The organism is Streptomyces cinerochromogenes, assembly GCF_014648635.1.
In the GTDB taxonomy this organism is placed as follows: Bacteria; Actinomycetota; Actinomycetes; order Streptomycetales; family Streptomycetaceae; genus Streptomyces; species Streptomyces cinerochromogenes.
The window spans coordinates 65,141-89,765 of sequence record NZ_BMRM01000016.1 but is presented as its reverse complement, the minus strand read 5'-3'; the positions used below and the strand labels follow the sequence as shown (position 1 = coordinate 89,765).

General features: G+C 73.3%; 30 protein-coding genes. 7 read left to right on the top strand and 23 right to left on the bottom strand.

Annotated elements, in window-relative coordinates:
• Positions 1–38: 38 nt before the first annotated feature.
• From trpA to hisI, 9 genes are all read right to left on the bottom strand, one after another.
• Positions 39–857 (bottom strand): tryptophan synthase subunit alpha, encoded by an 819-nt coding sequence (gene trpA / locus IEZ20_RS28255; RefSeq protein ID WP_189303843.1) that lies wholly within the window; start codon positions 855–857, stop codon positions 39–41.
• A complete protein-coding gene (gene trpB, locus IEZ20_RS28250) occupies positions 854–2,137 on the bottom strand; it encodes a tryptophan synthase subunit beta (protein WP_189303841.1) in 1,284 nt (427 codons plus the stop codon). The genes trpA and trpB overlap by 4 nt, the downstream gene beginning before the upstream one ends.
• A 157-nt stretch (positions 2,138–2,294) precedes the next feature.
• The gene (gene trpM, locus IEZ20_RS40765; RefSeq protein ID WP_373303982.1) at positions 2,295–2,465 is read right to left on the bottom strand and encodes a tryptophan biosynthesis modulator TrpM; all 171 of its coding nucleotides are present in this window, start codon (positions 2,463–2,465) and stop codon (positions 2,295–2,297) included.
• Between the two features lie 21 nt (positions 2,466–2,486).
• Entirely contained in the window at positions 2,487–3,296 is an 810-nt protein-coding gene (gene trpC / locus IEZ20_RS28245; protein WP_189303839.1) for an indole-3-glycerol phosphate synthase TrpC, read from the bottom strand.
• A gap of 134 nt (positions 3,297–3,430) precedes the next feature.
• Positions 3,431–3,874: a DUF2752 domain-containing protein gene (locus IEZ20_RS28240; protein WP_189303837.1), complete on the bottom strand. Its 444-nt coding sequence runs from the start codon at positions 3,872–3,874 to the stop codon at positions 3,431–3,433.
• 109 nt (positions 3,875–3,983) lie between these two features.
• Entirely contained in the window at positions 3,984–4,241 is a 258-nt protein-coding gene (locus IEZ20_RS28235; RefSeq protein ID WP_189303835.1) for an HGxxPAAW family protein, read from the bottom strand.
• 135 nt (positions 4,242–4,376) lie between these two features.
• Positions 4,377–5,015 carry a TIGR02234 family membrane protein gene (locus IEZ20_RS28230; protein ID WP_189303833.1) on the bottom strand — a complete coding sequence of 213 codons (639 nt, stop codon included), beginning with the start codon at positions 5,013–5,015 and terminating at the stop codon, positions 4,377–4,379.
• Positions 5,016–5,067: 52 nt separating this feature from the next.
• The gene (locus IEZ20_RS28225; RefSeq protein ID WP_189303830.1) at positions 5,068–6,546 is read right to left on the bottom strand and encodes an anthranilate synthase component I; all 1,479 of its coding nucleotides are present in this window, start codon (positions 6,544–6,546) and stop codon (positions 5,068–5,070) included.
• Positions 6,547–6,557: 11 nt separating this feature from the next.
• On the bottom strand, positions 6,558–6,959 hold the full coding sequence (gene hisI, locus IEZ20_RS28220; RefSeq protein ID WP_189303828.1) for a phosphoribosyl-AMP cyclohydrolase: 402 nt from the start codon (positions 6,957–6,959) through the stop codon (positions 6,558–6,560).
• 142 nt (positions 6,960–7,101) lie between these two features.
• On the opposite strand from hisI, the gene IEZ20_RS28215 reads away from it, so the two are divergent.
• Both IEZ20_RS28215 and IEZ20_RS28210 read left to right on the top strand, forming a co-directional pair.
• Complete coding sequence (locus tag IEZ20_RS28215) at positions 7,102–7,737, top strand: TIGR03085 family metal-binding protein (protein ID WP_189303826.1); 636 nt, start codon at positions 7,102–7,104, stop codon at positions 7,735–7,737.
• 10 nt (positions 7,738–7,747) lie between these two features.
• On the top strand, positions 7,748–8,146 hold the full coding sequence (locus tag IEZ20_RS28210) for a VOC family protein (protein WP_189303824.1): 399 nt from the start codon (positions 7,748–7,750) through the stop codon (positions 8,144–8,146).
• Between the two features lie 6 nt (positions 8,147–8,152).
• Here IEZ20_RS28210 and IEZ20_RS28205 read toward each other — a convergent pair whose 3' ends face one another.
• The 10 genes from IEZ20_RS28205 to hisD form a co-directional block, all read right to left on the bottom strand.
• A complete protein-coding gene (locus IEZ20_RS28205; RefSeq protein WP_189303822.1) occupies positions 8,153–9,391 on the bottom strand; it encodes an MFS transporter in 1,239 nt (412 codons plus the stop codon).
• Positions 9,392–9,461: 70 nt separating this feature from the next.
• A complete protein-coding gene (locus IEZ20_RS28200; protein WP_189303821.1) occupies positions 9,462–10,049 on the bottom strand; it encodes a winged helix-turn-helix domain-containing protein in 588 nt (195 codons plus the stop codon).
• 117 nt (positions 10,050–10,166) lie between these two features.
• On the bottom strand, positions 10,167–10,922 hold the full coding sequence (hisF, locus tag IEZ20_RS28195; protein WP_189303820.1) for an imidazole glycerol phosphate synthase subunit HisF: 756 nt from the start codon (positions 10,920–10,922) through the stop codon (positions 10,167–10,169).
• 6 nt (positions 10,923–10,928) lie between these two features.
• Complete coding sequence (locus tag IEZ20_RS28190) at positions 10,929–11,324, bottom strand: RidA family protein (RefSeq protein ID WP_189303819.1); 396 nt, start codon at positions 11,322–11,324, stop codon at positions 10,929–10,931.
• A 16-nt stretch (positions 11,325–11,340) separates the two neighbouring features.
• Positions 11,341–12,063 carry a bifunctional 1-(5-phosphoribosyl)-5-((5-phosphoribosylamino)methylideneamino)imidazole-4-carboxamide isomerase/phosphoribosylanthranilate isomerase PriA gene (gene priA / locus IEZ20_RS28185; protein ID WP_189303818.1) on the bottom strand — a complete coding sequence of 241 codons (723 nt, stop codon included), beginning with the start codon at positions 12,061–12,063 and terminating at the stop codon, positions 11,341–11,343.
• A 3-nt stretch (positions 12,064–12,066) separates the two neighbouring features.
• Positions 12,067–12,711 carry an imidazole glycerol phosphate synthase subunit HisH gene (gene hisH / locus IEZ20_RS28180; RefSeq protein WP_373303981.1) on the bottom strand — a complete coding sequence of 215 codons (645 nt, stop codon included), beginning with the start codon at positions 12,709–12,711 and terminating at the stop codon, positions 12,067–12,069.
• A complete protein-coding gene (locus IEZ20_RS28175; RefSeq protein ID WP_189303816.1) occupies positions 12,708–12,872 on the bottom strand; it encodes a CG2302 family histidine operon protein in 165 nt (54 codons plus the stop codon). Before IEZ20_RS28175 ends, hisH begins: the two co-directional genes overlap by 4 nt.
• Before the next feature lie 4 nt (positions 12,873–12,876).
• The gene (gene hisB, locus IEZ20_RS28170) at positions 12,877–13,470 is read right to left on the bottom strand and encodes an imidazoleglycerol-phosphate dehydratase HisB (protein ID WP_030783530.1); all 594 of its coding nucleotides are present in this window, start codon (positions 13,468–13,470) and stop codon (positions 12,877–12,879) included.
• A gap of 3 nt (positions 13,471–13,473) precedes the next feature.
• Positions 13,474–14,610 (bottom strand): histidinol-phosphate transaminase, encoded by a 1,137-nt coding sequence (locus IEZ20_RS28165; RefSeq protein WP_189303815.1) that lies wholly within the window; start codon positions 14,608–14,610, stop codon positions 13,474–13,476.
• The gene (hisD, locus tag IEZ20_RS28160; protein ID WP_189303813.1) at positions 14,607–15,932 is read right to left on the bottom strand and encodes a histidinol dehydrogenase; all 1,326 of its coding nucleotides are present in this window, start codon (positions 15,930–15,932) and stop codon (positions 14,607–14,609) included. Before hisD ends, IEZ20_RS28165 begins: the two co-directional genes overlap by 4 nt.
• Positions 15,933–16,131: 199 nt before the next feature.
• Between hisD and IEZ20_RS28155 the strand changes: the two genes are divergently transcribed.
• From IEZ20_RS28155 to ybaK, 4 genes are all read left to right on the top strand, one after another.
• Complete coding sequence (locus tag IEZ20_RS28155) at positions 16,132–17,709, top strand: oxidoreductase (protein ID WP_189303811.1); 1,578 nt, start codon at positions 16,132–16,134, stop codon at positions 17,707–17,709.
• 147 nt (positions 17,710–17,856) lie between these two features.
• Positions 17,857–18,909, top strand: a complete 1,053-nt coding sequence (locus IEZ20_RS28150; RefSeq protein ID WP_189303809.1) for a hypothetical protein — start codon at positions 17,857–17,859, stop codon at positions 18,907–18,909.
• An 11-nt stretch (positions 18,910–18,920) separates the two neighbouring features.
• Entirely contained in the window at positions 18,921–19,661 is a 741-nt protein-coding gene (locus IEZ20_RS28145) for an LON peptidase substrate-binding domain-containing protein (RefSeq protein WP_189303807.1), read from the top strand.
• A gap of 18 nt (positions 19,662–19,679) precedes the next feature.
• Positions 19,680–20,183 (top strand): Cys-tRNA(Pro) deacylase, encoded by a 504-nt coding sequence (gene ybaK, locus IEZ20_RS28140; protein ID WP_189303805.1) that lies wholly within the window; start codon positions 19,680–19,682, stop codon positions 20,181–20,183.
• A 57-nt stretch (positions 20,184–20,240) separates the two neighbouring features.
• Here the strand turns inward: ybaK and IEZ20_RS28135 are convergent, their stop codons facing one another.
• The 4 genes from IEZ20_RS28135 to IEZ20_RS28120 form a co-directional block, all read right to left on the bottom strand.
• Positions 20,241–20,906: an AAA family ATPase gene (locus IEZ20_RS28135; RefSeq protein WP_189303803.1), complete on the bottom strand. Its 666-nt coding sequence runs from the start codon at positions 20,904–20,906 to the stop codon at positions 20,241–20,243.
• 34 nt (positions 20,907–20,940) lie between these two features.
• The gene (locus IEZ20_RS28130) at positions 20,941–21,762 is read right to left on the bottom strand and encodes an ABC transporter permease (protein ID WP_189303801.1); all 822 of its coding nucleotides are present in this window, start codon (positions 21,760–21,762) and stop codon (positions 20,941–20,943) included.
• Positions 21,763–21,844: 82 nt separating this feature from the next.
• The gene (locus tag IEZ20_RS28125; protein ID WP_189303799.1) at positions 21,845–22,858 is read right to left on the bottom strand and encodes an ABC transporter ATP-binding protein; all 1,014 of its coding nucleotides are present in this window, start codon (positions 22,856–22,858) and stop codon (positions 21,845–21,847) included.
• Positions 22,859–22,917: 59 nt separating this feature from the next.
• A complete protein-coding gene (locus IEZ20_RS28120; protein ID WP_189303797.1) occupies positions 22,918–24,138 on the bottom strand; it encodes an NYN domain-containing protein in 1,221 nt (406 codons plus the stop codon).
• Positions 24,139–24,363: 225 nt separating this feature from the next.
• Between IEZ20_RS28120 and IEZ20_RS28115 the strand changes: the two genes are divergently transcribed.
• Positions 24,364–24,531 carry a hypothetical protein gene (locus IEZ20_RS28115; protein WP_189303795.1) on the top strand — a complete coding sequence of 56 codons (168 nt, stop codon included), beginning with the start codon at positions 24,364–24,366 and terminating at the stop codon, positions 24,529–24,531.
• Positions 24,532–24,625: the final 94 nt, after the last annotated feature.

Here is a 24,625-nt window from a genome sequence, read left to right as displayed (position 1 = left end):
GGACGTTCGCGGACGGTGACGCCCGTCCGCCGCAGCGTCTACGCCTGTCCGCGCACGCCCTTCGCCAGTTCCCCGGCCAGCTCGCGGACCGCCGCGATGCCGGAGGCGTGGTCGGGGGCGTCCAGCATCCGCTTCACGAACGCCGAACCGACGATCACGCCGTCGGCGAAGCCGGCGACCTCGGCGGCCTGGGCCTGGCTGGAGACGCCGAGACCGACGCAGACGGGCAGCTCGGTGCCCGTGCCGCGGGTGCGCCGGACCAGGTCCTGGGCCTGCTCCCCGACCGACTCACGGGTGCCGGTGACGCCCATCAGCGAGGCCGCGTAGACGAAGCCGCTGCCCGCCGCGGTGATCTCGGCGAGCCGCTCGTCCCTGCTGCTCGGCGCCACGACGAAGACCGTCGCCAGGCCGTGCTTCTCGGCGTGCTCGCGCCACAGCGCCGACTCCTGCACCGGCAGGTCGGGCAGGATGCAGCCCGCGCCGCCCGCCTCGGCCAGCTCGGCGGTGAAGCGCTCGACGCCGTAGCGGTCGATGGGGTTCCAGTACGTCATGACGAGCACCGGCTTCCCGGTGGCCTCGTACGCCTCCCGGACCGTGCGCATGACGTCGGCGATCTTCACTCCGCCCCGCAGGGCGAGATCGTCGGCGGTCTGGATGACCGGGCCGTCGAGGACCGGGTCGCTGTGCGGCAGGCCCACCTCGACGACGTCGGCGCCGCCGTCCAGGACGGCCTTGATCGCGTCGATGCCGCCGTCCACGGTCGGGAAGCCCGCCGGGAGGTAGGCGATGAGCGCGGAGCGTCCCTCGGCCTTGGCGGCGGCGAGGGTGTCGGTCAGCAGCTGGATGGTCCCGCTCACTTGGCGTCCCCCTCGATCTCGGCGGTGTCGGCCGCGTTGGCGGCCACCTCGGCGTCGGTGTCGTACAGGCCGAAGTAGCGGGCGGCGGTGTCCATGTCCTTGTCGCCGCGGCCGGACAGGTTGACGACGATGAGGCCGTCCCCGCCCAGCTCCTTCCCGACCTCCAGGGCGCCGGCCAGCGCGTGGGCGCTCTCGATGGCCGGGATGATGCCCTCGGTCCGCGACAGCAGGCGCAGGGCCCGCATGGCGGCGTCGTCGGTGACCGCCCGGTACTCGGCGCGACCGCTGTCCTTGAGGTAGGAGTGCTCGGGGCCGATCCCCGGGTAGTCCAGACCGGCCGAGATCGAGTACGGCTCGGTGATCTGACCCTCGTCGTCCTGCAGGACGTACGACCGGGAGCCGTGCAGGATGCCGGGCTCGCCGGCGGTAAGGGTGGCCGCGTGCTCGCCGGTCTCGATGCCGTGGCCGGCGGGCTCGCAGCCGATGAGGCGGACGCCCTCGTCGGGGATGAAGGCGTGGAAGAGGCCGATGGCGTTGGAGCCGCCGCCGACGCAGGCGATGGCCGCGTCCGGGAGGCGCCCGGCGCGCTCCAGGAGCTGGCGGCGCGCCTCGACGCCGATGACCCGGTGGAAGTCGCGGACCATGGCCGGGAAGGGGTGCGGGCCGGCGACCGTGCCGAACAGGTAGTGGGTGTGGTCGACGTTGGCGACCCAGTCCCGGAACGCCTCGTTGATGGCGTCCTTGAGGGTGCGGCTGCCGGACTTCACGGCGACGACCTCGGCGCCGAGCATGCGCATCCGGGCCACGTTGAGGGCCTGGCGCCGGGTGTCGACCTCGCCCATGTAGATGGTGCAGTCGAGGCCGAACAGGGCGCAGGCGGTGGCCGTGGCGACGCCGTGCTGGCCGGCGCCGGTCTCGGCGATGACCCGGGTCTTGCCCATGCGCTTGGTCAGCAGGGCCTGGCCGAGCACGTTGTTGATCTTGTGGGAGCCGGTGTGGTTGAGGTCCTCGCGCTTGAGGAACACGCGGGCGCCGCCGGCGTGTTCGGCGAAGCGGGGCACCTCGGTGAGCGCCGACGGGCGGCCGGTGTAGTTGACCAGCAGATCGTCCAGCTCGCGGGCGAACGCGGGGTCGTTCTTGGCCTTGTCGTACTCGACGGCGACCTCGTCCACGGCGGCGACGAGGGCCTCCGGGATGAACTTGCCGCCGAACGCGCCGAAGTAGCCCTCGGCACTGGGGATGTGACCCTCGGGGTCGGGAATGAAGTAGTCGCTGGGCATGCGGAAACCTCACGGTGAGTGTGGTGGAAAGACACTGATCGCCGTGGGGGCTCGGGTTGTCTGTCGGCCGTCGGCCGAAGGCGGCTCGTCTGCCGGTCGAAGGTGGCTCGTCGCGCTCACGCGGCGGTGGCCGCTGGTCGGACACAGGCCCGCGCCCCTATAGGGCGCGCTGCCATCGACGGCCGTTCACCTGCCCGGGTTCGTCACCGATGACGTACCGCACCCGCCGCCCGTGCACACGCCTCGCGGGCGCACGGCAACCACGGGGCCGGCAGCCGCGCGCGAGGCGGGCGTACGGGTCCCTGGCCGGGTGGGTGTCCGTGGTCATCGTCGGTCAGCCTACCGGGGTTCAGTCCCGTCCGTGGCGCAAAGCGGGATGTTCGCCGGCCGCCACCAGGTCGGCGACCGCCGCCTTCGGGTCGCGACCGGTCACCAGGGACTCGCCGACCAGCACCGCGTCGGCGCCGGCGTTGGCGTAGGCGATCAGGTCGTGCGGGCCGCGCACGCCGGACTCGGCGACCTTGACGATGTGGTCCGGGATCTCCGGGGCGACCCGCTCGAAGGTGCCGCGGTCGACCTCCAGCGTCTTCAGGTTGCGCGCGTTGACACCGATGATCTTGGCGCCCGCGTCCACCGCGCGCTCGACCTCGTCCTCGTCGTGCACCTCGACCAGGGGGGTCAGGCCGATGGACACCGCCCGCTCGATCAGCGACTCCAGGGCCGGCTGGTCCAGGGCGGCCACGATCAGCAGCGCGAGGTCGGCGCCGTACGCCCGGGCCTCCCAGAGCTGGTACGACGTGACGATGAAGTCCTTGCGCAGGACGGGGATGTCCACGCGCGCGCGGACGGCCTCCAGGTCGGCGAGCGAACCGCCGAAGCGGCGCTGTTCGGTGAGGACGGAGATGACGGCGGCGCCGCCCGCCTCGTAGTCCGCGGCGAGTCCGGCTGGGTCGGCGATCGCGGCCAGCGCGCCCTTGGAGGGGCTGGAGCGCTTGACCTCGCAGATCACCTTGACGCCGTCGCCCCTGAGTGCGGCCACCCCGTCCTTGGCGGCGGGGGCCTTCGCCGCACGCTGCTTGAGCTCGTCGAGGGTGACGCGTGCCTGCCGCTCCGCGAGGTCGGCACGGACTCCGTCGATGATCTCGTCGAGCACACTCACGCGAGCGGCCCCCTTCCAGACGGTGGTTCCTTCAGGTTCTGAAAACCCGTGGTCAATGCGATGGTATCCGCACGAACGCCGAGGCTTCGCATCCGGCGGAGGCCGGTCCCACTACCTGGACGTTCGCGGTTCGATCAAGGGTGCAGCCAGCCACCGAACGGCAGGTTCCGGACGACGGTGAACACCAGCAGTGCCGCGCCGAGGGCCCACGCCTGGGCCGTTCCGAGCCCGATCCGCACCGGCCGGCCGCGCGCCGCGCGGGCCAGCCAGAAGGTCCACAGCACGCCGAAGCCCAGGTAGGCCAGTACGGCGGGCGCGTTGTCGCGCAGCGCGCCGGGCAGGTCGCCGTGCACGAAGGCGTGCGCGCTGCGCAGTCCCCCGCAGCCCGGGCAGTACAGCCCGGTGAGCTGGTACAGGGGGCAGACGGGGTAGTGCCCGGGTTCGTTCGGGTCCACGGCCCCCACGTACGCGAAGGCCCCGGCCACGGCCGCGAGCAGCCCCACCGGCACGGCGATCCGCCGCCGCAGGGGGACGGGGACCGGGACGGGGGACGCGGCCGGCCGGCTGGAGACGTTCACGCGGGCATTCTCCCCCGCCGATCGAGACCCCGCCTCACGGGGCGAACGCGAGGGGCGGTCCGCAGCACCCCTCCGGATGCCGGACCGCCCCTCGCGAGAAGGCCGGGACTCAGCCCTCGGCGGCCGCCGGCTCGCGCGTCGCCGCGGGCGCGGTGTGCGGCAGGGCGCGGGTCTGCTTCGGCTGGCCGAGGCCCATGGCGCGCATGACGGCGCCGACCACACCGCCGAGGAGGGTCAGGGCCATGCCGGCCCAGAAGCCGACGGGCTGGGCCATCACCATGAAGGCACCCGCGACGCAGAAACCGATGAAGGCGATGATGACACCGGTCCAGGCGGCCGGGGTGTGACCGTGGCTGCTGCCCGCCATGACTTGCTCCTCGTTGCTGTCTGTGTGTCGTACGAGCCGGACGCTCGCCGTCCATTGTCCCGTACGCGTGCGTGTGCCGGACGCGGGGGTGGCGTCTGGTTCACCACATCCTTCACCACGTCCCGGGTCCCGGGTTCAGGCCCCCGTCGGGTCCTCGCCCCGGTCCAGGGCCTTCCAGATCTCCTCGGGCCGCTCCGGGTCGGCCGGGCGGGAGCCGCGCCGGGGGCGGGCGGTGCCGCGCTCGTAGCGCCCGGACATCGCGGGCCACAGGCCGCCGTAGCGCAGGGCGAGCAGGCCGGCGAGCAGGATCAGCAGGCCTCCGGCGGCCGCGACGTAGGGCCAGCCGGTGTGGGTGAGCGCGTCGACCGTGGCGGAGGTGTCGCCGCTGGCCTTGGCGGCCTGCTCGTCCAGGGCGGAGCCGTCGGCGGCGGCCGCCAGGGCCGCGGCGACGATCCCGGCGCCGGACAGCGTGAGCAGCCCGGAGACGAGGAGCCGGCCGGCGCGGCGGACGGCGAAGACGGCGACGAGGGCGGCGAGGCCCACTATGGCGAGGGCCGCGGGGACGCCCGTGACGTCGCTGCCCTTGGCGGTCAGCGGGAACGCGCCGCCGGCCACCGTCGCGGTGCCCTCCGCCCAGCGCTGCCGGGTCGCGAGCAGCGCCACGGCCGCGCCGAGCGCACCGCACAGGAGGGCCACGGCGAGGCTCCGCCGGCCGGACCGGGCGGTCGCGGCGGCCTGGGAACGGGGGTGAGGTACAGCAGTCACGTACTCCACTATCGCCTGAACCCCGGGCGAACCGTCACCCGGGGTTGGTATGAGAAGCGCCCTACCGCCCCAGGCGGTTCGCCGTGTGCACCGCCCGCAGCACCGCCGCCGCCTTGTTGCGGCACTCCTGGTCCTCCGCGACCGGGTCGGAGTCGGCGACGACGCCGGCGCCCGCCTGGACGTAGGCGGTGCCGTCGCGGAGCAGGGCCGTACGGATGGCGATCGCGGTGTCGGAGTCCCCGGCGAAGTCCAGGTAGCCGACGCAGCCGCCGTACAGACCGCGGCGGGACGGCTCCAGTTCGTCGATGATCTGCATCGCGCGGGGCTTGGGGGCGCCGGAGAGGGTGCCGGCCGGGAAGCAGGCGGTGAGCACGTCGAAGGCCGTGCGGCCGGGGGCCACCCTGCCGGTGACGGTGGAGACGATGTGCATCACGTGCGAGTACCGCTCGATGGACATGAAGTCGACCACCTCGACCGAGCCGGGCTCGCAGACCCGGCCGAGGTCGTTGCGCCCGAGGTCGACCAGCATCAGGTGCTCGGCGCGCTCCTTGGGGTCGGCGAGCAGCTCCTCGGCGAGGGCCTGGTCCTCCTGCGGGGTGGCCCCGCGGTGCCGGGTGCCGGCGATGGGGTGGACCATCGCGCGCCCGTCCTCGACCTTGACCAGCGCCTCGGGGGAGGAGCCGACGACGTCGAAGCCCTCGAAGCGGAACAGGTACATGTACGGGGAGGGGTTGGTCGCCCGCAGGACCCGGTAGACGTCCAGGGCGCTCGCCGTGCACGGGGTCTCGAAGCGCTGGGAGGGCACCACCTGGAAGGCCTCACCGGCGCGGATGCGCTCCTTGACGTCCTCGACGGCCCGCTGGAAGTCGGGGCCGCCCCACCGGGCGGTGTACTCGGGCAGCTCGGAGGGCGGGAGGTGGGCCGGGGGCTGGGCGACCGGGCGGGTCAGGTCCGCCTCCATGGCGTCCAGGCGGGCCACGGCGTCCGCGTAGGCCTCGTCGACGCCGGTGTCCAGGTCGTTGTGGTTGATCGCGTTGGCGATCAGCAGGACCGAGCCCTCCCAGTGGTCCATCACCGCGAGGTCGCTGGTCAGCAGCATGGTCAGCTCGGGCAGCCGCAGGTCGTCGTGGTCGCCGGGGCCGATCTTCTCCAGGCGGCGGACGATGTCGTAGCCCAGGTAGCCGACCATGCCGCCGGTGAAGGGGGGCAGGTCCTCCTGGTGCGGGGTGTGCAGGGCCTGGAGGGTGGCGCGCAGGGCCTGGAGGGGGTCGCCGTCCGTGGGGACGCCGACGGGCGGGACGCCGAGCCAGTGGGCCTGGCCGTCGCGGACGGTGAGCGTGGCGGCGCTGCGGACGCCGACGAAGGAGTAGCGCGACCAGGAACGGCCGTTCTCCGCGGACTCCAGCAGGAAGGTGCCGGGGCGCTCGGCGGCGAGCTTGCGGTAGAGCGCGACCGGGGTGTCGCCGTCGGCGAGGAGCTTGCGCGTGACCGGGATGACACGCCGGTCGGTGGCGAGCTTGCGGAAGGTCTCCAGTTCCATGGCGGCTGTCCTTACTGACCGGATCCGGGTACGCCGGAACCGGCGTCCTTCAGGAGCACGTCGGCGTCGAAGCAGGTGCGCGCGCCGGTGTGGCAGGCGGCGCCGACCTGGTCGACCTTGACCAGCAGGGTGTCGGCGTCACAGTCCAGCGCGACCGACTTCACCCACTGGAAGTGGCCGGAGGTGTCGCCCTTGACCCAGTACTCCCGGCGGCTGCGCGACCAGTAGGTGCAGCGGCCGGTGGTCAGCGTCCGGTGCAGCGCCTCGTCGTCCATCCAGCCGAGCATGAGCACCTCGCCGGTGTCGTACTGCTGGGCGATGGCGGGGACGAGCCCGTCGGCGCTGCGCTTGAGCCGCGCGGCGATCTCCGGGTCGAGGCTGCTGGGCCGGGGTGCACCGGTCGTACTGGTCATGGGTCACATTCTGCCGCGCGGGAACGGCGGCGGGGGCGCGGCGTCCAGGGAATGGTCACGGCGGCGGCGCGAGGCGTCCCCCTGGGGGGTGGTGGCCGGGTGGCGGGTGGGCGGGGCGTATACGTGGTCGTAGGCTGACAGCATGTCGACCTTTGCCAAGCGTGAACGGCTTCTGCTCGCCGACCTCTTGGAAACCGTCGGGCCGGATGCCGGCACCCTCTGCGAGGGCTGGCGCACGCGGGACCTGGCCGCGCACGTCGTCGTGCGCGAGCGCCGCCCGGACGCGGCCGGGGGCGCGCTGGTCAAGCAGCTCGCGCCGCGTCTGGAGAAGGTGATGGCCGAGTACACCGCGAAGCCGTACGAGGAGCTGATCCAGCTGATCCGTACGGGCCCGCCGCGGTTCTCGCCCTTCCAGCTCAAGCAGGTCGACGAGGCGGCCAACATCGTGGAGTTCTACGTCCACACGGAGGACGTCCGCCGCGCCCAGCCGGACTGGGGGCCGCGGGAGCTGGACCCTGTCTTCCAGGACGCGCTGTGGTCCCGGCTCGAACGCATGGCACGGCTGATGGGCCGGGGTGTGCCGACGGGTCTCGTGCTGCGCCGGCCGGACGGCCAGACGGCGGTGGCGCACCGGGGCACGCCGGTGGTCACGGTGACCGGTGAGCCGTCGGAGCTGCTGATGTTCGCGTACGGCCGGCAGCGCGCGGCCAGGGTGGACCTGGACGGCGACGCCGAGGCGATCGACCGGCTGCACGAGTCGAGGCAGCTGGGCATCTGAGAGGACCGGCATGATCAAGGTGGCGATGACCGGCGTGTACGTGGACGACGTGACGAAGGCGCACGCCTTCTACACCGGCGTCCTCGGCTTCGAGACCCGCACCCGCGTGGACCTCGGCGACGGCACGCCCTTCGTGACGGTCGGGGCACGGGAGGGGGCCCAGCCGGATCTGGAGCTGCTGCTGGAGCCGGGCCAGGGGCCGATCGCGGAGCCGTACCGCCGGGCGCTGCACGAGGCGGGACTGCCGTGCATCGTCTTCTCCGTGGACGACCTCCGGGGCGAGTACGAGCGGCTGAGCGGCCTCGGTGTCCGGTTCACGCATCCGCCGCAGGAGCAGGGACCGGTGCTGGCGGCGGTGTTCGACGACACGGTGGGCAACCTGGTGCAGCTGGTTCAGCCGAAGGGGTGACGGCGGTCAGCCGGGGAGTTCCGCGCGGCGCAGTCCCGGTACGGCGAGGGCGACGATCCCGCCGAGCCCGCAGACGGCCGCGCTGACGGCGAACACCGGGCCGAGGCCCCACGCCCCGATCGCCGCGGCGGCGAACGGCATGCTCAGCGGGGTGAGGCCGAGGCTGACCAGGCTGGAGACGGAGGTGACCCGGCCGAGGTAGGCGGGGTCGGCCTGGGTCTGGAGCAGGGCGCCGCACATCGCGCCGCTGAGACCGGTGAGCAGTCCGACGACCGCGGCGGTGCCGACGGCGGCCGGGAGGGCCGGGACGTGGGCGAGGGTGCCGATGGCCACCGAGCCGGCGATGACGGCGCACCCGGCGACCAGTCCGGCCCGCGGCAGCCGTCCGCGGACGGCGAGCAGCAGCGAGGCGGCGCCCGCGCCGGCGCCGAACCCGGCCAGCACCCAGCCCATGCCGGAGGCGCCCCAGCCGCGCCGGTCGGCGAGCAGGGTCAGTCCGACGTTCAGGGGGCCGACGAAACCCAGGTCGCCGAGGGCGATGGCGAGCATCAGCGGTCCGAGGACCGGATGCCGCCGGACGTACCGCAGGCCCTCGCCGAGGTCGCTCCAGGGGGTCCGCGCAGCGCGGGGGGTGCCGTCGTCGGGCAGGTCCCGTACGCGTACCGAGACCAGCAGCGGCACCGAGACGGCGATGAGCGCGCCGGCCAGGGCGAAGGCGGCCGGGGCGCCGCCGAGCGCCACGCCGAGGCCGCCGAGGGGGGCGCCCACGACGCCGGCGCAGCGGATGGCGAGGCCGCGCATGCCCTGGACGCGGGCGAGCTGGTCCTTCCCGGTGATCCTGGCCGGCAGGGCCCCCACGGCGGGCATGAAGACGGCGTCGACGGCACCGAAGACCACCGCCAGCAGGGCGAGCGGCCACAGCCCGGGGCTGGTGAGGAACAGCAGGAGGGCCACGGCGAGGACGGCGCCGCACCGGACGGCGTCGCTGCCGATGACGACGCGTCTCGGTCCCAGCCGGTCGGCGATCACGCCCCCGCCGAGCATCAGCACGGCCCTGGGGACGGCGCTCGCGGACATCACGAGCCCGGCCTGGGCGGGGGTGCCGGCCTGGACGGCGGCCCAGGACAGGGCGAGGTAGTAGACGCTGTCGCCGAGCATCGAGGCGGTGTAGGCGCCGAGCCAGCGCAGGACGTTGGGGTCGCGGTGGGCCTGCGCGGTCGCCGGCGGTACGAGTGTGGCGGTCACGGGAGGGTGTCCTCTCAGACGCTCGAACGTCGAACGTCGAACGTCGAACGTCGACGGCGGGCGTCGGATGTCAGACGCGGAACGGGAAGCCGTACACGTGCAGCGCGACGTGTTCGCGCCCCTCGGTGTCGCCGGCCTCCGCGCGGGCGCGGCCCTGCTCGTCGTACCGCCTGAGCAGCTCGTCCAGGTCCTTCTTCAGCTCGGCGAGTTCGCCGGCGGTGAGCCGCAGCAGGGACTCGGAGTCGTGTGCCGCGGTGTTCCACTCGGGCCCCCAGTGGGCGCGCTCGTCGAGGTACCTGAGGTACATCTCGGTGCGCTGCTCCAGGAACAGCCGCGACGCCGCCAGGTGCGCGGCCACCTTCTCGGGGGCGCCCTGGAAGTCCGCGTCGCGGATGGAGACACCCTCGGACGCCGGCTGCCACCACCGCTCGCGCGCGTCCGAGCTGCGCGGTTCGGCCTCCTCCACCAGTCCGTGCGCGGCCAGCTTGCGCAGGTGGTAGCTGACGAGGGAGACCGCCTCGTCCACCTGCTCGGCCAGCTGGGAGGCCGTGGCGACCTCGGCGACGAACAGCAGGCGGTACAGCTTCATGCGCAGGGGGTGGGCGAGCGCCTTGAGCGTGCCGATGTCCGTGATCCGGCGGTTCTCCTCGCGTGGCATGCCACCGACCCTAGATAGGAAAGAGAAACTGCGCAATATGCGTTGCGCAACTTTTCTTGTGCGTCCGGCCGAAGAGAAGGCCCCGGCCCTCACCGGCCGGGGCCCGCACGGGGCGGTTCACCTCACGGGGTGCCCCGCCCTCCGCAGCGTCTCCTTCACCTCGCCGATCCTCAGGTCGCCGAAGTGGAACACCGACGCGGCCAGGACCGCGTCCGCGCCCGCCTCGACGGCCGGGGGGAAGTCGGCGAGCCTGCCGGCTCCGCCGGAGGCGATCACGGGGACGGTGACGTGCTTGCGCACCGCCGCGATCATCTCCAGGTCGTAGCCGTCCTTGGTGCCGTCCGCGTCCATGGAGTTCAGCAGGATCTCCCCCGCGCCCAGTTCGGCCGCCCGGTGCGCCCACTCCACCGCGTCGATGCCGGTGCCGCGCCGCCCGCCGTGGGTGGTGACCTCGAAGGTGCCCTCAGGGGTGCGGCGGGCGTCCACCGACAGCACGAGGACCTGGCGGCCGAACCGCTCGGCGATCTCGCGGATCAGGTCGGGACGGGCGATCGCGGCGGTGTTCACGCCCACCTTGTCGGCGCCGGCCCGCAGCAGCTTGTCCACGTCCTCGGCCGTGCGGACGCCGCCGCCGACCGTCAGCGGGATGAACACCTGCTCGGCGGTGCGGCGCACCACGTCGTACGTCGTCTCCCGGTTGCCGGAGGACGCGGTGATGTCCAGGAACGTCAGCTCGTCGGCGCCCTCGGCGTCGTACACCTTGGCCATCTCGACGGGGTCGCCCGCGTCGCGCAGGTTCTGGAAGTTGACGCCCTTGACGACCCGGCCGTTGTCCACGTCCAGGCAGGGGATGACTCGGACCGCCAGGGTCATGACTGCTCAGGCTCCTCTGAATGCTTCAAGTTCTACTTCGACCAGGATGCGCGGGTCGACGAAGCCCTCCACGACCAGCAGGGTCGAGGCCGGGCGGACGGTGTCGAACAGCTCCTTGTGGGCGCGGCCCACCGCGTCCACGTCCCGCACATGGGTCAGGTACATCCGCGTACGGATCACGGACTCGACGCCGAGCCCGAACTCGCCGATCGCCTCGATCGCGCTGGTGAAGGCCACCTTGGCCTGTTCGTACGGGTCGCCCTCGCCGTAGAGCACGGTGCCCTTGAAGGACGTCGTGCCCGCCACCAGCACACGGTCGCCCGCCGCGACGGCGCGTGCGAAACCGAAGGACTCTTCCCAGGGACTTCCGCTCTGCACCCGCCGCACGGCTTCGGACGTCATGACGCTGTGTCCCCTCTCACGACGTGGCCTCCAGGGCCTCTTCCAGGGTGAACGCCTTCGCGTACAGCGCCTTCCCCACGATGGCGCCCTCGACACCGAGGGGTACCAGCTCGGCGATGGCACGGAGGTCGTCCAGGGACGACACGCCGCCGGAGGCCACGACCGGGCGGTCCGTCGCCGCACACACGTTCCTCAGCAGCTCCAGGTTCGGGCCCTGGAGCGTGCCGTCCTTGGCGATGTCGGTGACGACGTACCGCGCGCAGCCCTCCTTGTCGAGGCGCTCCAGCGTCTCGTACAGGTCGCCGCCGTCCCGGGTCCAGCCGCGGCCGCGCAGGGTGGTGCCGCGCACGTCCAGGCCGACGGCGATCTTGTCGCCGTGCTCGGCGATGACCTTGGCGACCCACTCGGGTGTCTCCAGGGCCGCGGTGCCGAGGTTGACCCGGGTGCAGCCGGTGGCGAGGGCCGCGGCGAGGGTGTCGTCGTCCCGGATGCCGCCGGACAGCTCCACCTTGATGTCCATGGCCTTCGCGACCTCGGCGATCAGGGCGCGGTTGTCACCGGTGCCGAACGCGGCGTCCAGGTCGACCAGGTGCAGCCACTCGGCGCCGGAGCGCTGCCAGGCGAGGGCGGCCTCCAGCGGGGAGCCGTAGGAGGTCTCGGTCCCGGACTCGCCGTGCACGAGGCGCACGGCCTGGCCGTCGCGGACGTCGACGGCGGGGAGGAGTTCGAGCTTGGCCATGGTCTACAGGGTTCCGATCCAGTTGGTGAGGAGCTGGGCGCCGGCGTCGCCGGACTTCTCGGGGTGGAACTGGGTGGCCCACAGGGCGCCGTTCTCCACGGCGGCGACGAACGGCTTGCCGTGCGTCGCCCAGGTGACCTTGGGGGCCTCGATCACGGGGTTGTGGGTCTCCAGCCGCCACTCGTGGACGGCGTAGGAGTGCACGAAGTAGAAGCGGGCGTCCGCGTCCAGGCCGGCGAACAGCCGCGAGCCGGCCGGGGCGTCGACGGTGTTCCAGCCCATGTGGGGCACGACGTCCGCCTGGAGCGGCTCGACCGTGCCGGGCCACTCGTCCAGGCCCTCGGCCTCGACGCCGTGCTCGATGCCGCGGGCGAAGAGGATCTGCATGCCGACGCAGATCCCCATGACCGGGCGCCCGCCGGACAGCCGGCGGTCCACGACCCAGTCGCCGCGCGCCTCGCGCAGGCCCTTCATGCAGGCGGCGAACGCGCCGACGCCGGGCACCAGCAGGCCGTCGGCGTTCATCGCCCGGTCGAAGTCACGGGTGATCTCGACGTCGGCGCCCACGCGCGCGAGGGCGCGTTCGGCGGAGCGGACGTTGCCGAAGCCGTAGTCGAAGACGACGACCTTCTTCGAAGCGGTGCTCAATTCCACACCTCCAGCCGCATGACGCCCGCCACCAGGCACAGGCCCGCGCCGATCGAGAGCAGCACGATCAGGCTGGTGGGCATCTTCTGCTTGACGAAGGAGATGATGCCGCCGACCAGGAAGAGGCCGACGACGATCAGGAGGGTCGACAGACCGTTCATGGGGTTACAGCGCGCCCTTCGTGGAGGGGAGGATGCCGGCCGCGCGCGGGTCGCGCTCGGAGGCGTAACGCAGCGCCCGGGCCAGCGCCTTGAACTGGCACTCCACGATGTGGTGCGCGTTGCGCCCGTACGGCACGTGCACGTGCAGCGCGATCTGCGCCTGGGCGACGAAGGACTCCAGGATGTGCCGGGTCATCGTCGTGTCGTACTCGCCGATCATCGGCGCCATGTTCTCGGGCTCGGTGTGCACGAGGTAGGGCCGGCCGCTCAGGTCGACCGTCACCTGCGCCAGCGACTCGTCCAGCGGGACCGTGCAGTTGCCGAAGCGGTAAATGCCGACCTTGTCGCCGAGGGCCTGCTTGAAGGCGGCGCCGAGGGCGAGGGCGGTGTCCTCGATGGTGTGGTGCGAGTCGATGTGCAGGTCGCCGTCGGTCTTCACGGTCAGGTCGAACAGACCGTGCCGGCCGAGCTGGTCGAGCATGTGGTCGTAGAAGCCGACACCGGTGGCGATGTCGGTCCGGCCGGTGCCGTCGAGGTCTATCTCGACCAGCACCGAGGTCTCCTTGGTGGTGCGCTCCACGCGTCCTACGCGGCTCATCGCTCAAGCTCCTTCGGGGGCGTGGGGGGTGTCCCCCACCAAACACAGCACTTCACGGACCGCGTCGAGGAACGCGTCGTTCTCCTCCGGGGTGCCGGCGGACACCCGCAGCCATCCCGGTACGCCGTTGTCCCGGACCAGGACGCCCCGGTCGAGGATCTTCTGCCAGGCCTCGTGGGCGCTGGCGAACCGGCCGAACTGGACGAAGTTCGCGTCGGACTCGACGACCTCGAAGCCGATCGCGCGCAGCTCGGCGACCAGCCGGTCCCGCTCGGCCTTCAGCTGCTCGACGTAGCCCAGCAGCGTGTCGGTGTGCTCCAGCGCGGCCAGCGCGGTCGCCTGGGTGATCGCCGACAGGTGGTACGGCAGCCGGACCAGCTGCACGGCGTCCACGACCGCCGGGTCGGCGGCGAGGTAGCCGAGCCGCAGGCCGGCCGCGCCGAACGCCTTGGACATCGTCCGGGAGACGACCAGGTGGGGGCGGCCCTGGAGCAGCGGCAGCAGCGAGGCGCCGTGGCTGAACTCGACGTACGCCTCGTCCACGACCACCATCGACGGCTTGGCCGCCTGCGCCGCCTCGTACAGCGCGAGGACCGTCTCCGGCGGGACCGCGTTGCCGGTGGGGTTGTTGGGGGTGGTGATGAAGACGACGTCCGGCTTGTGCTCGGCGATGGCACGCTCGGCGGCGGGCAGGTCGATCCCGAAGTCCTCGCCGCGCGGGCCGGAGATCCAGCCGGTGCCCGTCCCGCGCGCGATGAGCGCGTGCATCGAGTACGACGGCTCGAAGCCGAGCGCGGTACGGCCCGGTCCGCCGAAGGTCTGCAGCAGCTGCTGGATGACCTCGTTGGAGCCGTTGGCGGCCCACACGTTCTCGACGCCGAGGGGGTGACCGCCGGTCCTGGTCAGGTACGCGGCCAGCTCCGTGCGCAGCTGGACCGCGTCCCGGTCGGGGTAGCGGTTCAGGTCGCGGGCGGCCTCCCGCACCCGCTCCGCGATCCGCTCGACCAGCGGCTCGGGCAGCGGGTAGGGGTTCTCGTTGGTGTTCAGCCGTACGGGGACGTCCAGCTGGGGGGCGCCGTAGGGGGACTTGCCCCGCAGCTCGTCCCGTACGGGGAGATCATCGATCCGCACGTCGCTCACTTGCTCTCGGGTACCTTCCAGCCGAACCTCGCCTTGATCGCCGCGCCGTGCGCCGGGAGGTCCTCCGCCTCCGCCAGCGTCACCACGTGATGCGCGACCTCGGCCAGCGCGTCCTTGGTGTAGTCGACGATGTGGATGCCGCGCAGGAAGGACTGCACGGACAGGCCCGAGGAGTGGCAGGCGCAGCCGCCGGTGGGCAGGACGTGGTTGGACCCGGCCGCGTAGTCGCCGAGCGAGACGGGGGCCCAGGGGCCGATGAAGATCGCGCCCGCGTTCCTGACCCGGTCGGCGACCGCGGCGGCGTCGGCGGTCTGGATCTCCAGGTGCTCGGCGCCGTAGGCGTCGACCACCTTCAGGCCCTCCTCGACGCCGTCCACGAGGACGATCGCGGACTGCCTGCCCCGGAGGGCGGGCACGATCCGGTCCTCGACGTGCCGGGTGGCCGCGACCTGCGGCTCCAGCTCCTTCTCCACCGCGTCCGCCAGCTCGACGGAGTCGGTGACCAGGACGGCCGCCGCGAGCGGGTCGTGCTCGGCCTGGCTGATCAGGTCCGCGGCGACGTGCACCGGGTCGGCGCCGGCGTCCGCGAGGATCGCGATCTCGGTCGGGCCGGCCTCGGCGTCGATGCCGATCCTGCCGGTGAAGTAGCGCTTGGCCGCGGCGACCCAGATGTTGCCGGGGCCGGTGACCATGTTCGCGGGCGGGCAGGACTCGGTGCCGTACGCGAACATCGCGACGGCGGTGGCGCCGCCCGCGGCGTACACCTCGTCCACGCCGAGCAGGGCACAGGCGGCGAGGATCGTCGGGTGCGGCAGGCCCCCGAACGCGGCCTGGGCGGGCGAGGCCAGCGCGATGGACTCGACCCCGGCCTCCTGGGCGGGGACCACGTTCATCACCACGGAGGACGGGTAGACCGAGCGGCCGCCGGGCGCGTAGAGGCCGACGCGGTCGACCGGCACCCACTTCTCGGTCACCGAGCCGCCGGGCACCACCTGCGTGGTGTGCGTCGTACGGCGCTGCTCGCGGTGGACCAGCCGGGCGCGGCGGATGGACTCCTCCAGGGCGGCGCGCACGGCCGGGTCGAGACCGGCGAGCGCGTCGGTGAGCGCCTCGGCCGGGACACGGACGGTTTCCAGCCGTACTCCGTCGAACTTCTCGGCGAAGTCGATCAGCGCCGCGTCGCCGCGATGATGCACGGCCTCGCAGATCGGGCGCACCTTCTCCAGGGCGGCCTGAACGTCGAAGTCGGCTCGGGGCAGCAGGTCGCGCAGGGCGGGGCCCTCGGGAAGGGCGTCGCCGCGCAGATCGATTCGGGAGATCACAGTCCCAATTCTCTCAGACCGGTGTCCGGAGCCGTCCGCGCGTATCAATGGCTGATACAGAACGTGGACCAATGCCTGGTACATAGGCTGGCCGGAACGCGGAAGATCACCTTCACGTGTGGTGTTCCGGGGGTCACGCAGCGGGCATGAACGGCTGTACGAAAACCGCTGGAAAACCACTGGACCGGAGAGGTGAACGGTGACCGAGGGGGCCGGCATCCGCACCGGGGATCTGCCGGACGACCTGACCGCGGCCGAGGCGGGCATGTGGCAGGCCTTCCGCAACGGCAGCGTGTACGACCTGAGCTGCGGCGACTTCACGGTGGACGATCCGCACGGCGGACAGCCCTGGGGTCCGGAGCGGTCCGTGCGGGCCCGCATCGTCTGCTGGCTGCTGCTGGACGGCCCGCCGGCGCTGGCCGGCCGGGTGTCCGCGCTGAAGCTCGTCGGCGTCCGCATCACCGGCCCGCTGGACCTGTCGGGCGGCCACGTCACGCCGTACGTGGAGCTGACCGGCTGCCGCTTCGACGAGGAGGTCCGGCTGCCGGAGGCCCGGTTCACCACCGTGCGCCTGGTGGACTGCTCGGTGCCGCGCCTGGAGGCGGCCCGCGTGCACACCGAGGGCGACCTGCATCTGCCGCGCTGCCGGTTCCTCGGCGGGGTCCGACTGACGGACGCGCACATCGGCACCGACCTGCTGCTCAACCAGGCGATCGCGCACCGTGACCGCAGCGGACGGTCGATCGCGGCGGACGGCCTGACCGTCGGCCAGGACCTCCAGGCGGAGATGCTGGAGTCGAACGGCGAGTTCAGCCTGCGGGGTGCCCAGATCGGTGTCTCGCTCAGCCTGCGCGGCGCGAGGCTCGCCAACCCCTACGCCCGCTTCGCCCTGAACGCCCCGCAGCTGACGGTCGAGCGCACCCTGTACCTGACCCCGGCCGGGGTGGGCAGCCCGCTGCTGAGCGGGACGACGCCCGCGCGCGGGACCCGCATCCAGCGGTTCGACTGCCGGGGCGGGGTGCGTCTGGACGACGGGCGGTTCGGGGACGCCGTCGACCTGGAGCGGGCCCGGTTCGACCTCACCGACGACCAGGAGGTGTCGCTGCGCCGGGTGCAGACGCCGGAGCTGCGCTTCCTCGGGGACAAGCCGCAGCGGGGCAAGGTCGTGCTGTCCGGCGCGCGCGTGGTGAACCTGGTGGACCGGGCGAGCAGCTGGCCGGACGCGGGCCGGCTGCACATGGGCGGGTTCGCCTACGAGAACCTCGTGCCGCAGGGCCCGTTCCCGCTGACCGAGCGCCTGGACTGGGTGTCGGCGGCCACCGCCGAGTACGCGCCGGAGCCGTACGAGCGGCTGGCCGCGGTGCTGCGCGCCGCCGGCGAGGACGAGGACGCCCGCGAGGTGCTGCTCGCCAAGCAGCGCCGGCGGCGCGAGACGCTGCCGCTGGCCGCCAAGTTCTGGGGGTACGTCCAGGACTGGGCGGTCGCCTACGGCTACCGCCCGGGACGGGCCCTGGTGTGGATGGCGGTGCTCTGGGCGGCGGGCACGCTCGCGTTCACGCACGCGGACCATCCGCCGCTGAACTCCGGCGGGCATCCGGTCTGGAGCCCGGCCCTGTTCACGCTGGACCTGCTGCTGCCGGTGATCGACCTGGGCCAGGCCGGCCAGTGGCAGCTGAGCGGCGGCTGGCAGTGGCTGGCGACCGTGCTGGTCCTGGTCGGCTGGATCCTGGCGACGACGGTGGCGGCGGGGGCGACGAGGCTGCTGCGGCGCAGCTGACGCGGTTGCCGCTGGGACTGTGGTGACGGAACACACAATTCCCTCACCACTTGAACCTTCACCTTTTACCGGTCCTTGACCGCCGGGCATACAACTTTCCCCAACTTGTCCAGGCCCACTGGCGCGGCCCCGACCTGCGGACTTTCAATGGTCGACACCATGGCTCTGCTGCCCTCCTTCATCCGCCCCACCCGGATGACCAAACGCACCGCGCGCCCGGCCGGCCGGTCACCGGCCGGGGACGAGGCCGTGCTCGACGCGCCCGACGACCGCCTCTCCCCCGCGCTGGTCGCGGCCGGCCGGGGCGAGTACGGCGCCGCCGCCGGCCTGCTCGCCGCCACCCGCGCCGCGGCCGAGTGGGAGAACCGGGACCGGTACGTGCGACGCCTGACCGCTTTCGCCCGCTCACGCCCCGAGTGGTACGAGGAGTGGCGCGCCGCCGCCCCGGACGACCCCGGAGTGCTGGTGGTCGGGGCCCAGCTGGCGGTGGACCGCGCCTGGCCCTCGCCGGCCCGCGCCGAGCTGCTGCGCGAGGTGAGCCCGCTCATCACCGCCGCCGCCCGCGCCGACGACCGGGACCCGGTGCCCTGGCGGATCGCCCTCGACCACGCCCGCGGCTCACGGGCCGGGCACCGCTACTTCGAGGAGCTGTGGGAGGCGGCGGTCCGCCGCGCCCCGCACCACTACGGCTGCCATGTGGCCGCCCTGCGCTACCTCGCCACCTTCGGGGACGGCTGCCACCGCGCGTGCTTCGACTTCGCAGACCGGGCCGCGCAGGACGCCCCGGCCGGCTCGCTCGTGCAGGCCCTGCCCGCCCGGGCCGCGTTCGGCTGGCTGACCGACGGCCGCGGACCCGAGGTGCCGCGCGCCCGGCTGGACGCGGCGGCCGACCGCGCCATCGAGCTGTCCGGAAGCTTCCCGGCGGCCGACCCGTGGCCCGCCGAGGTCCGCAACAAGCTCCTGTACGTGCTGCTGCGGCTGGACCGCTACGACGACGCCCGCACCCAGCTGCGCCTCATCGGCCCGTACGCCACCTCCTTCCCCTGGGACCGGTTCTCGGACGACCCCCTCGGCCACTTCCTGCGGCTGCGCGAGCACCTGGAGGCGGCGGGCCCGCGGCCCGCGCCGGCCGGGCTGCTGACGGCGCCCGCGGGACGCCTCGGCGGCGGGGGCGGACACGTGTGCGCCGACGACCACTAGGCTGGGGCGCCGTGACCACCGTCCGTCTCCCGCTCTTTCCGCTGAACTCGGTGCTGTTCCCGGGTCTCGTGCTGCCGCTGAACGTCTTCGAGGAGCGGTATCGCGCCATGATGCGCGAGCTGATGAAGACCCCCGAGGACGAGCCGCGCCGGTTCGCCGTCGTCGCCATCCGTGACGGCCACGAGGTCGCCCCGAGCGCCCCGGGCATGCCGGATCCCACGGCCCGGCCCGAGCGCGGTCCGGCCGCCGGCTTCGGCCCCGACCCCGTCAGGGCCTTTCATGGGGTGGGCTGTGTGGCGGACGCGGCGACCATCCGGGAACGGCCCGACGGCACGTTCGAGGTGCTGGCCACGGGCACGACCCGGGTCCGGCTGCTGTCCGTGGACACGTCGGGGCCGTTCCTGACCGCGGAGCTGGAGGAGCTGCCGGAGGAGCCCGGGGACGAGGCCGGCGCGCTGGCCGAGGGCGTCCTGCGCTCCTTCCGCCAGTACCAGAAGCGGCTCGCCGGCGCCCGCGAGCGCTCGCTGTCCACCGGCACCGACCTGCCGGACGACCCCGGCGTGGTGTCGTACCTGGTGGCCGCGGCCATGGTGCACGACACGCCGACCAAGCAACGGCTGCTCCAGGCCCCGGACACCGCGTCCCGGCTGCGGGACGAGCTGAAACTCCTTCGCGCGGAGACGGCCATCATCCGTAATCTGCCCTCGTTGCCCATGTTCGAGCTGACGCGGACGCCGACGAGTCTGAACTGAGGGAAGCCCGACCACCTGATGGCGAAGAAACCGAAGAAGCAGCAGCAGTCCGGGGGCACACCCGCGACGGTCGCCCTGACGGCGGCGGGCGTGGACTTCACGGTCCACGCCTACGACCACGACCCCTCGCACCCCTCCTACGGCGAGGAGGCGGCCGAGGCGATGGGCGTCTCCCCCGAGCGCGTCTTCAAGACACTGGTCGCCGACGTGGACGGCTCCCTGGTGGTCGGCGTGGTCCCGGTGGCCGGGTCCCTGGACCTCAAGGCCCTCGCGGCGGCGGTGGGCGGCAAGCGGGCGACCATGGCCGACCCGACCCTCGCCGAACGCACCACGGGCTACGTCCGCGGCGGCATCTCCCCCCTCGGCCAGCGCAGGAAGCTCCCCACGGTCCTCGACGACTCGGCCGGGGCCCACCCGACGATCTGCGTCTCGGCGGGCCGGCGGGGTCTTGAGGTGGAGCTGGCACCGGAGGATCTGGCGAAGCTGACGGACGCGGTGCTGGCACCGATCGGCCGGGACTGACGCGGGGGCCGCGTCCCCGACCACGGCGCGCCGGGCTCCGGGGCTCCGGACCCCTGACTACGGCGCCTCAGGCTCCCAGGACCCCGAACCCCCTGACTGCGGTGCCTCGGGGTCCCGGGGTCCGAACAGCGCGGTCAGGCCGAGGTGCGCCAGCAGTCCGGCGAGCGGCCACGCCAGGAGCGCGCCCTTGGCCGACAGCTTCAGCGGGGCCGGGAACGTCACGCCCTTGCCGACGGCGCGCGCGTGGGCGAGCACGTCGGACTCGGGGCCCAGCCACACCCCGAGCCGCCAGGCCAGCAGGGAGCCCAGCAGCCCGCCGAGGCCCAGGGCCACGACGAGCGGCACGCCCCCACGCCGCCGCAGCAGGAACACCGCGACCGCGCTGACCAGCCCGAAGGCGAGCCCCAGCAGGATGAACGTGCCGTCCACCCCGACCGCCTGCTCGCCCTCGCTGTCCTTGAGGTAGACGACCCAGTTCTTGTCGATCTCGTCACCGACCAGCGGCACGTGCGGCGCCAGCCACCACCACAGCAGCCCCAGCAGCACCCCGCCCAGCGCCACCGCGACCGTGACCACGGCGGCCTCGCGCAGTTCCGTCTTCATTCCGGGGCCGTCCTGTTCGTACGCGCCCGCGCCCGGCGCCCCGGCGGGCGGCGGCGCCTGCCGGACCTGGTGCGGGGAGTTGTCGTGCGGCGGCGGAGGCGGAGTCAGCGGTGCGGTCACCTGAACATCGTGCCAGGTCGCGCTGTGCGCCGCGTCACCGGACGGCGGCCCTGCGGTACGCCCAGGTCGCCACCGCCAGCGAGACCACTCCGACACCCGCGCACACCCCCAGGTCAACAAGGACGACGGCCCAGTCGGGGTGTGCCCCGAAGGTCCGCGCGTACGCCTCCACGCCGTAGGTCGACGGCAGCAGATCGCGGGCCAGCCGTACGGCCTCCGGCATCCGGTCGGCCGGCAGCACCCCCAGCAGCAGCGCCGCCGACATGCCCAGCTGACCGAGGAGCGTGGCCAGCTCCGGCCGGGGCGCGAGCAGCCCGCAGGCGGCGCCGAGCCCCGCCAGCGCGGCCCCGGCGAGCGGGACGACGGCCACCAGGATCCACAGGTTGGACAGCGGCAGGCCGAAGAGCACGCAGCCGAAGACGGCGGTCACCAGGGTGCCCGGCACGGTGAAGGAGGCGTACGCCGCCGCCGCGCCCAGCACCACCGCCGCCGGCGGCACCGGCAGCGTGGCGTAGTGGTCGAGTCCGCCGCTGGCCCGCAGCTGCCCGAAGTACTGCGAGAGCAGGTTCAGCGCGACGTACGCGACGACCAGCACGGAGGAGCCGGCCACGACGGACTGCGCCTCGTGACCGCTGTCGACGACGCCGCGCATCATCACGGCGATGCCGACGGACTGGAAGGTCGCCACGAACAGCAGGGGGATCCGCGCCACCCGGGCCCGGGACAGCTGCGCCCGGTAGACGGCCGCCAGCGACGGCCACAGCCGCGCGGGCGGCCCCAGCTCGGCCGGGCCGGGCGCCGTCTCCGGCACGGCCCGGGCGCCGCCCGGCAGAACCTCGGCGGGTACGACACTCACGACGAGCTGCTCCTCTTTCCCACGGCAGTCGCGCTCCCTACGGCAGTCGCGCAGTCCCTTACGCATTCCGCGGCCGGTGCGCTCACGCCTTCACCAGCCCCTGCCGGGCCGCGCCGCCCAGCGCCAGGTAGACGTCCTCCAGGCTGGGCGTGGTGAGCGTGAAGTCGTCCAGGGCGGCGAACGCGGCCCCGCCGGTCACCGTGGCGACGACGGCGCGGGCCTCCTCGGGCGCGAGCCGCAGCGTCCAGCGCCGCCCGGAGGCCACGGCCCGCTCGCGCAGCACGGCGATCTCCGGCACGTCCAGCGGCGCCCGCTCCCGCCACACCAGCTCCACCCGTACCTCGTCGGCGACCTGGGCCTTGAGCCCGGCGGGGGTGTCGCAGGCGATGACCCGGCCCTGGTCGAGGACGGCGACCCGGTCCAGGACCGTCTCGGCCTCGATGACGTTGTGGGTGACCAGCAGCACGGTCGTACCGTGCTCGGCCCGCCGCCGGTCCACGGCCGCCCAGACGGCGCGCCGGGCCACCGGGTCCATACCGGTGGTCGGCTCGTCCAGCACGAGCAGCGGCCGCTCGCCGACGAGGGCGGCGGCGAAACAGGCGAGCCGCCGCTGCCCGCCGGACAGCTTCTTCAGCGCCCGCCCGGCGATGGGGGTCAGCCCCAGCTCCTCCAGTACGGCGTCCCGTTCGGCCCGCGCCCTGCGGACGTCCAGGCCGCGCAGGCGTCCGGTGGTCTCGGCGGCGAGGGAGACGGTCAGCTCGTCCAGGGCGGTGGACTCCTGGCCGAGGTAGGCGAGGATCCGGGCGGCCCGCTCGGGGTGGCGCACGATGTCGTGGCCGAGGATCTCGACGCTGCCCGTGTCCGGCCGGAGCAGGCCGGTGAGCTGTCGTACGAGGGTGGACTTGCCGGCGCCGTTCGGGCCGAGCAGCCCGAAGACCTCGCCGCGCCGCACGTCCAGCTCCACGCCGTCGGTGGCCCGCACCTCGGGGGTGCCCGGCGCTCCCCGCCGGCCCTTCACGGCCGGGTAGGTCTTGCCGAGCCCACGCACGCGTACGACCTCGTCGTACCGAAGTGCCTCTCCCGCGCGCGTACTCACAAGGGACGAGAGTACGGGGTCGGGGGGCTTTACTCGCCTTTGGGGGCGGCTCCGCGGATTCAGTCGGCGGTGGGCGCCTGCTGCTCGGCCGCCGCCGGCACGTCGATCTCGCGCCAGAAACCCGCCCGGATGGCGTAACGGTCGTGCTCGTCGATCTGGTCGTCCTTGTGCGCGAGCAGTCCGAACCGGGCCGCGTAGCGCAGCAGCTCCCCGTCGATGCGGTGCGGGATGCGCGGGTACATCTGCGACAGCCGCTGCAGATGGCCCTGGTCGCCGAGGCGGGAGATCCAGCGGCGGGCGAAGACCTGCCCCACCTCGTAGGGGTCGCCGCCTACGGTGGTGATGTCCTCCTCCCGGTCGGCCCACCGCTGCTCGGCGGTGGTGAGCTGGGCCAGCGTCGGCATGGAGGCGACCTCGGGGGGCTCGGCGACCACGCCCGGCCGGTCGACCCAGCCCTTGTCGGAGGACCAGCGCAGGGTCGCGGTCGCCGGGTGCTGCACGGGCTGGGTGCCGTGCGCGCGCAGCGCGGCCAGGTCCTTCGGGGTGGGGACGCCCTTGGAGGCCGGGCCCCGCCCCGAGGCGCCGTTCTCCGCGGCCGCGGGGGCCGGCGGGTGCACGGGCTGTTCCGCGGACCGCTCGGCGCCGGCGAGCGCCGACTCGGGCAGCGGCGCGGAGAGGATCGCGGCGATCTCAGGGCGGGGCGCGGGCGGCGGGGCGCAGACGCCGGTCAGCTCCTTGGCGCGGACGGCCTGGGTGATCCAGGCCCGGTCCAGCACGCGCCGCTCGTCGGCCTCGGCGACCAGGTCCTCGGACTGGTTGTAGTCGCCGTCGGCGGCCTGGACGGCCCACAGGTGGACGGCGACGCCGTGCTCCTTGGCGGCCATCATGCCGGGCAGCAGGTCCCCGTCGCCGGTGACGAGGACCACGTCGGAGCAGGCGCGGTTGCGGGCCAGCTCGGTCAGCTCGGCGTGCATGGCGGCGTCCACGCCCTTCTGGGCCCAGCGTCCGTCGCTGCGGGTGAGGGCGCCCAGCCGGACGGTCACCCGGGGCATCACCCGCAGCCGGCGGTGCTCCGGCTGGGGGACCCGGTCGGGGGCGCCGTCGAACCAGTAGATGCGCAGCAGGGGGCGCTCGGTGTCGGACTCCGCGCGCTCCCGCAGGGCCTGGATCAGCGCGGCGTGATCGACGGTGATCCGCGATCGCGAGGGCTCGCCGGCGAGGAGGCTGGCGGCGGCGCCCAGCAGATATCCGGCGTCCACCAGGACGATGCAGCGGTCCACGCGACTCACCCTCTTCCCGGGAGGTTTTGCTTCGGACTTCCTTCGAGTCTGCCCGACCGCGCGGGGGTTAACGGCCCGAACTCGATCTTCGGCGTGGCGTTTCCGGTTCTCGTGCGCCCAGCTGCCCTGTCACAGACGGTAATTATCCGACATGCGCCTGATGTCAGGCTATGTGAATCTGGTCCCGGCCCTGGCCCCTAGATCCCCCACAGGAGGCAGATCACCATGGCCAAGAACAAGAACCGCAAGCAGGCCGGCCCGCAGAACCGCGAGCGGCAGAGCGAGCACGCACAGCGTCCTCCGGCGGAGGAGAACGAGTCGCCGGTGTCGCACATCCAGGGCGGCCCGTCGGATGCCGCCCGCAAGAAGCAGAAGAGCTTCGGCCACAACTAAAGGGCAGTTGAAGCCCGGTAAAGGGCAGTTGAAGCCCGGTAAAGGGCAGTTGAAGCCCGGGTACACGGGTTGAAGCCCAGGCACAGGGAAGGGG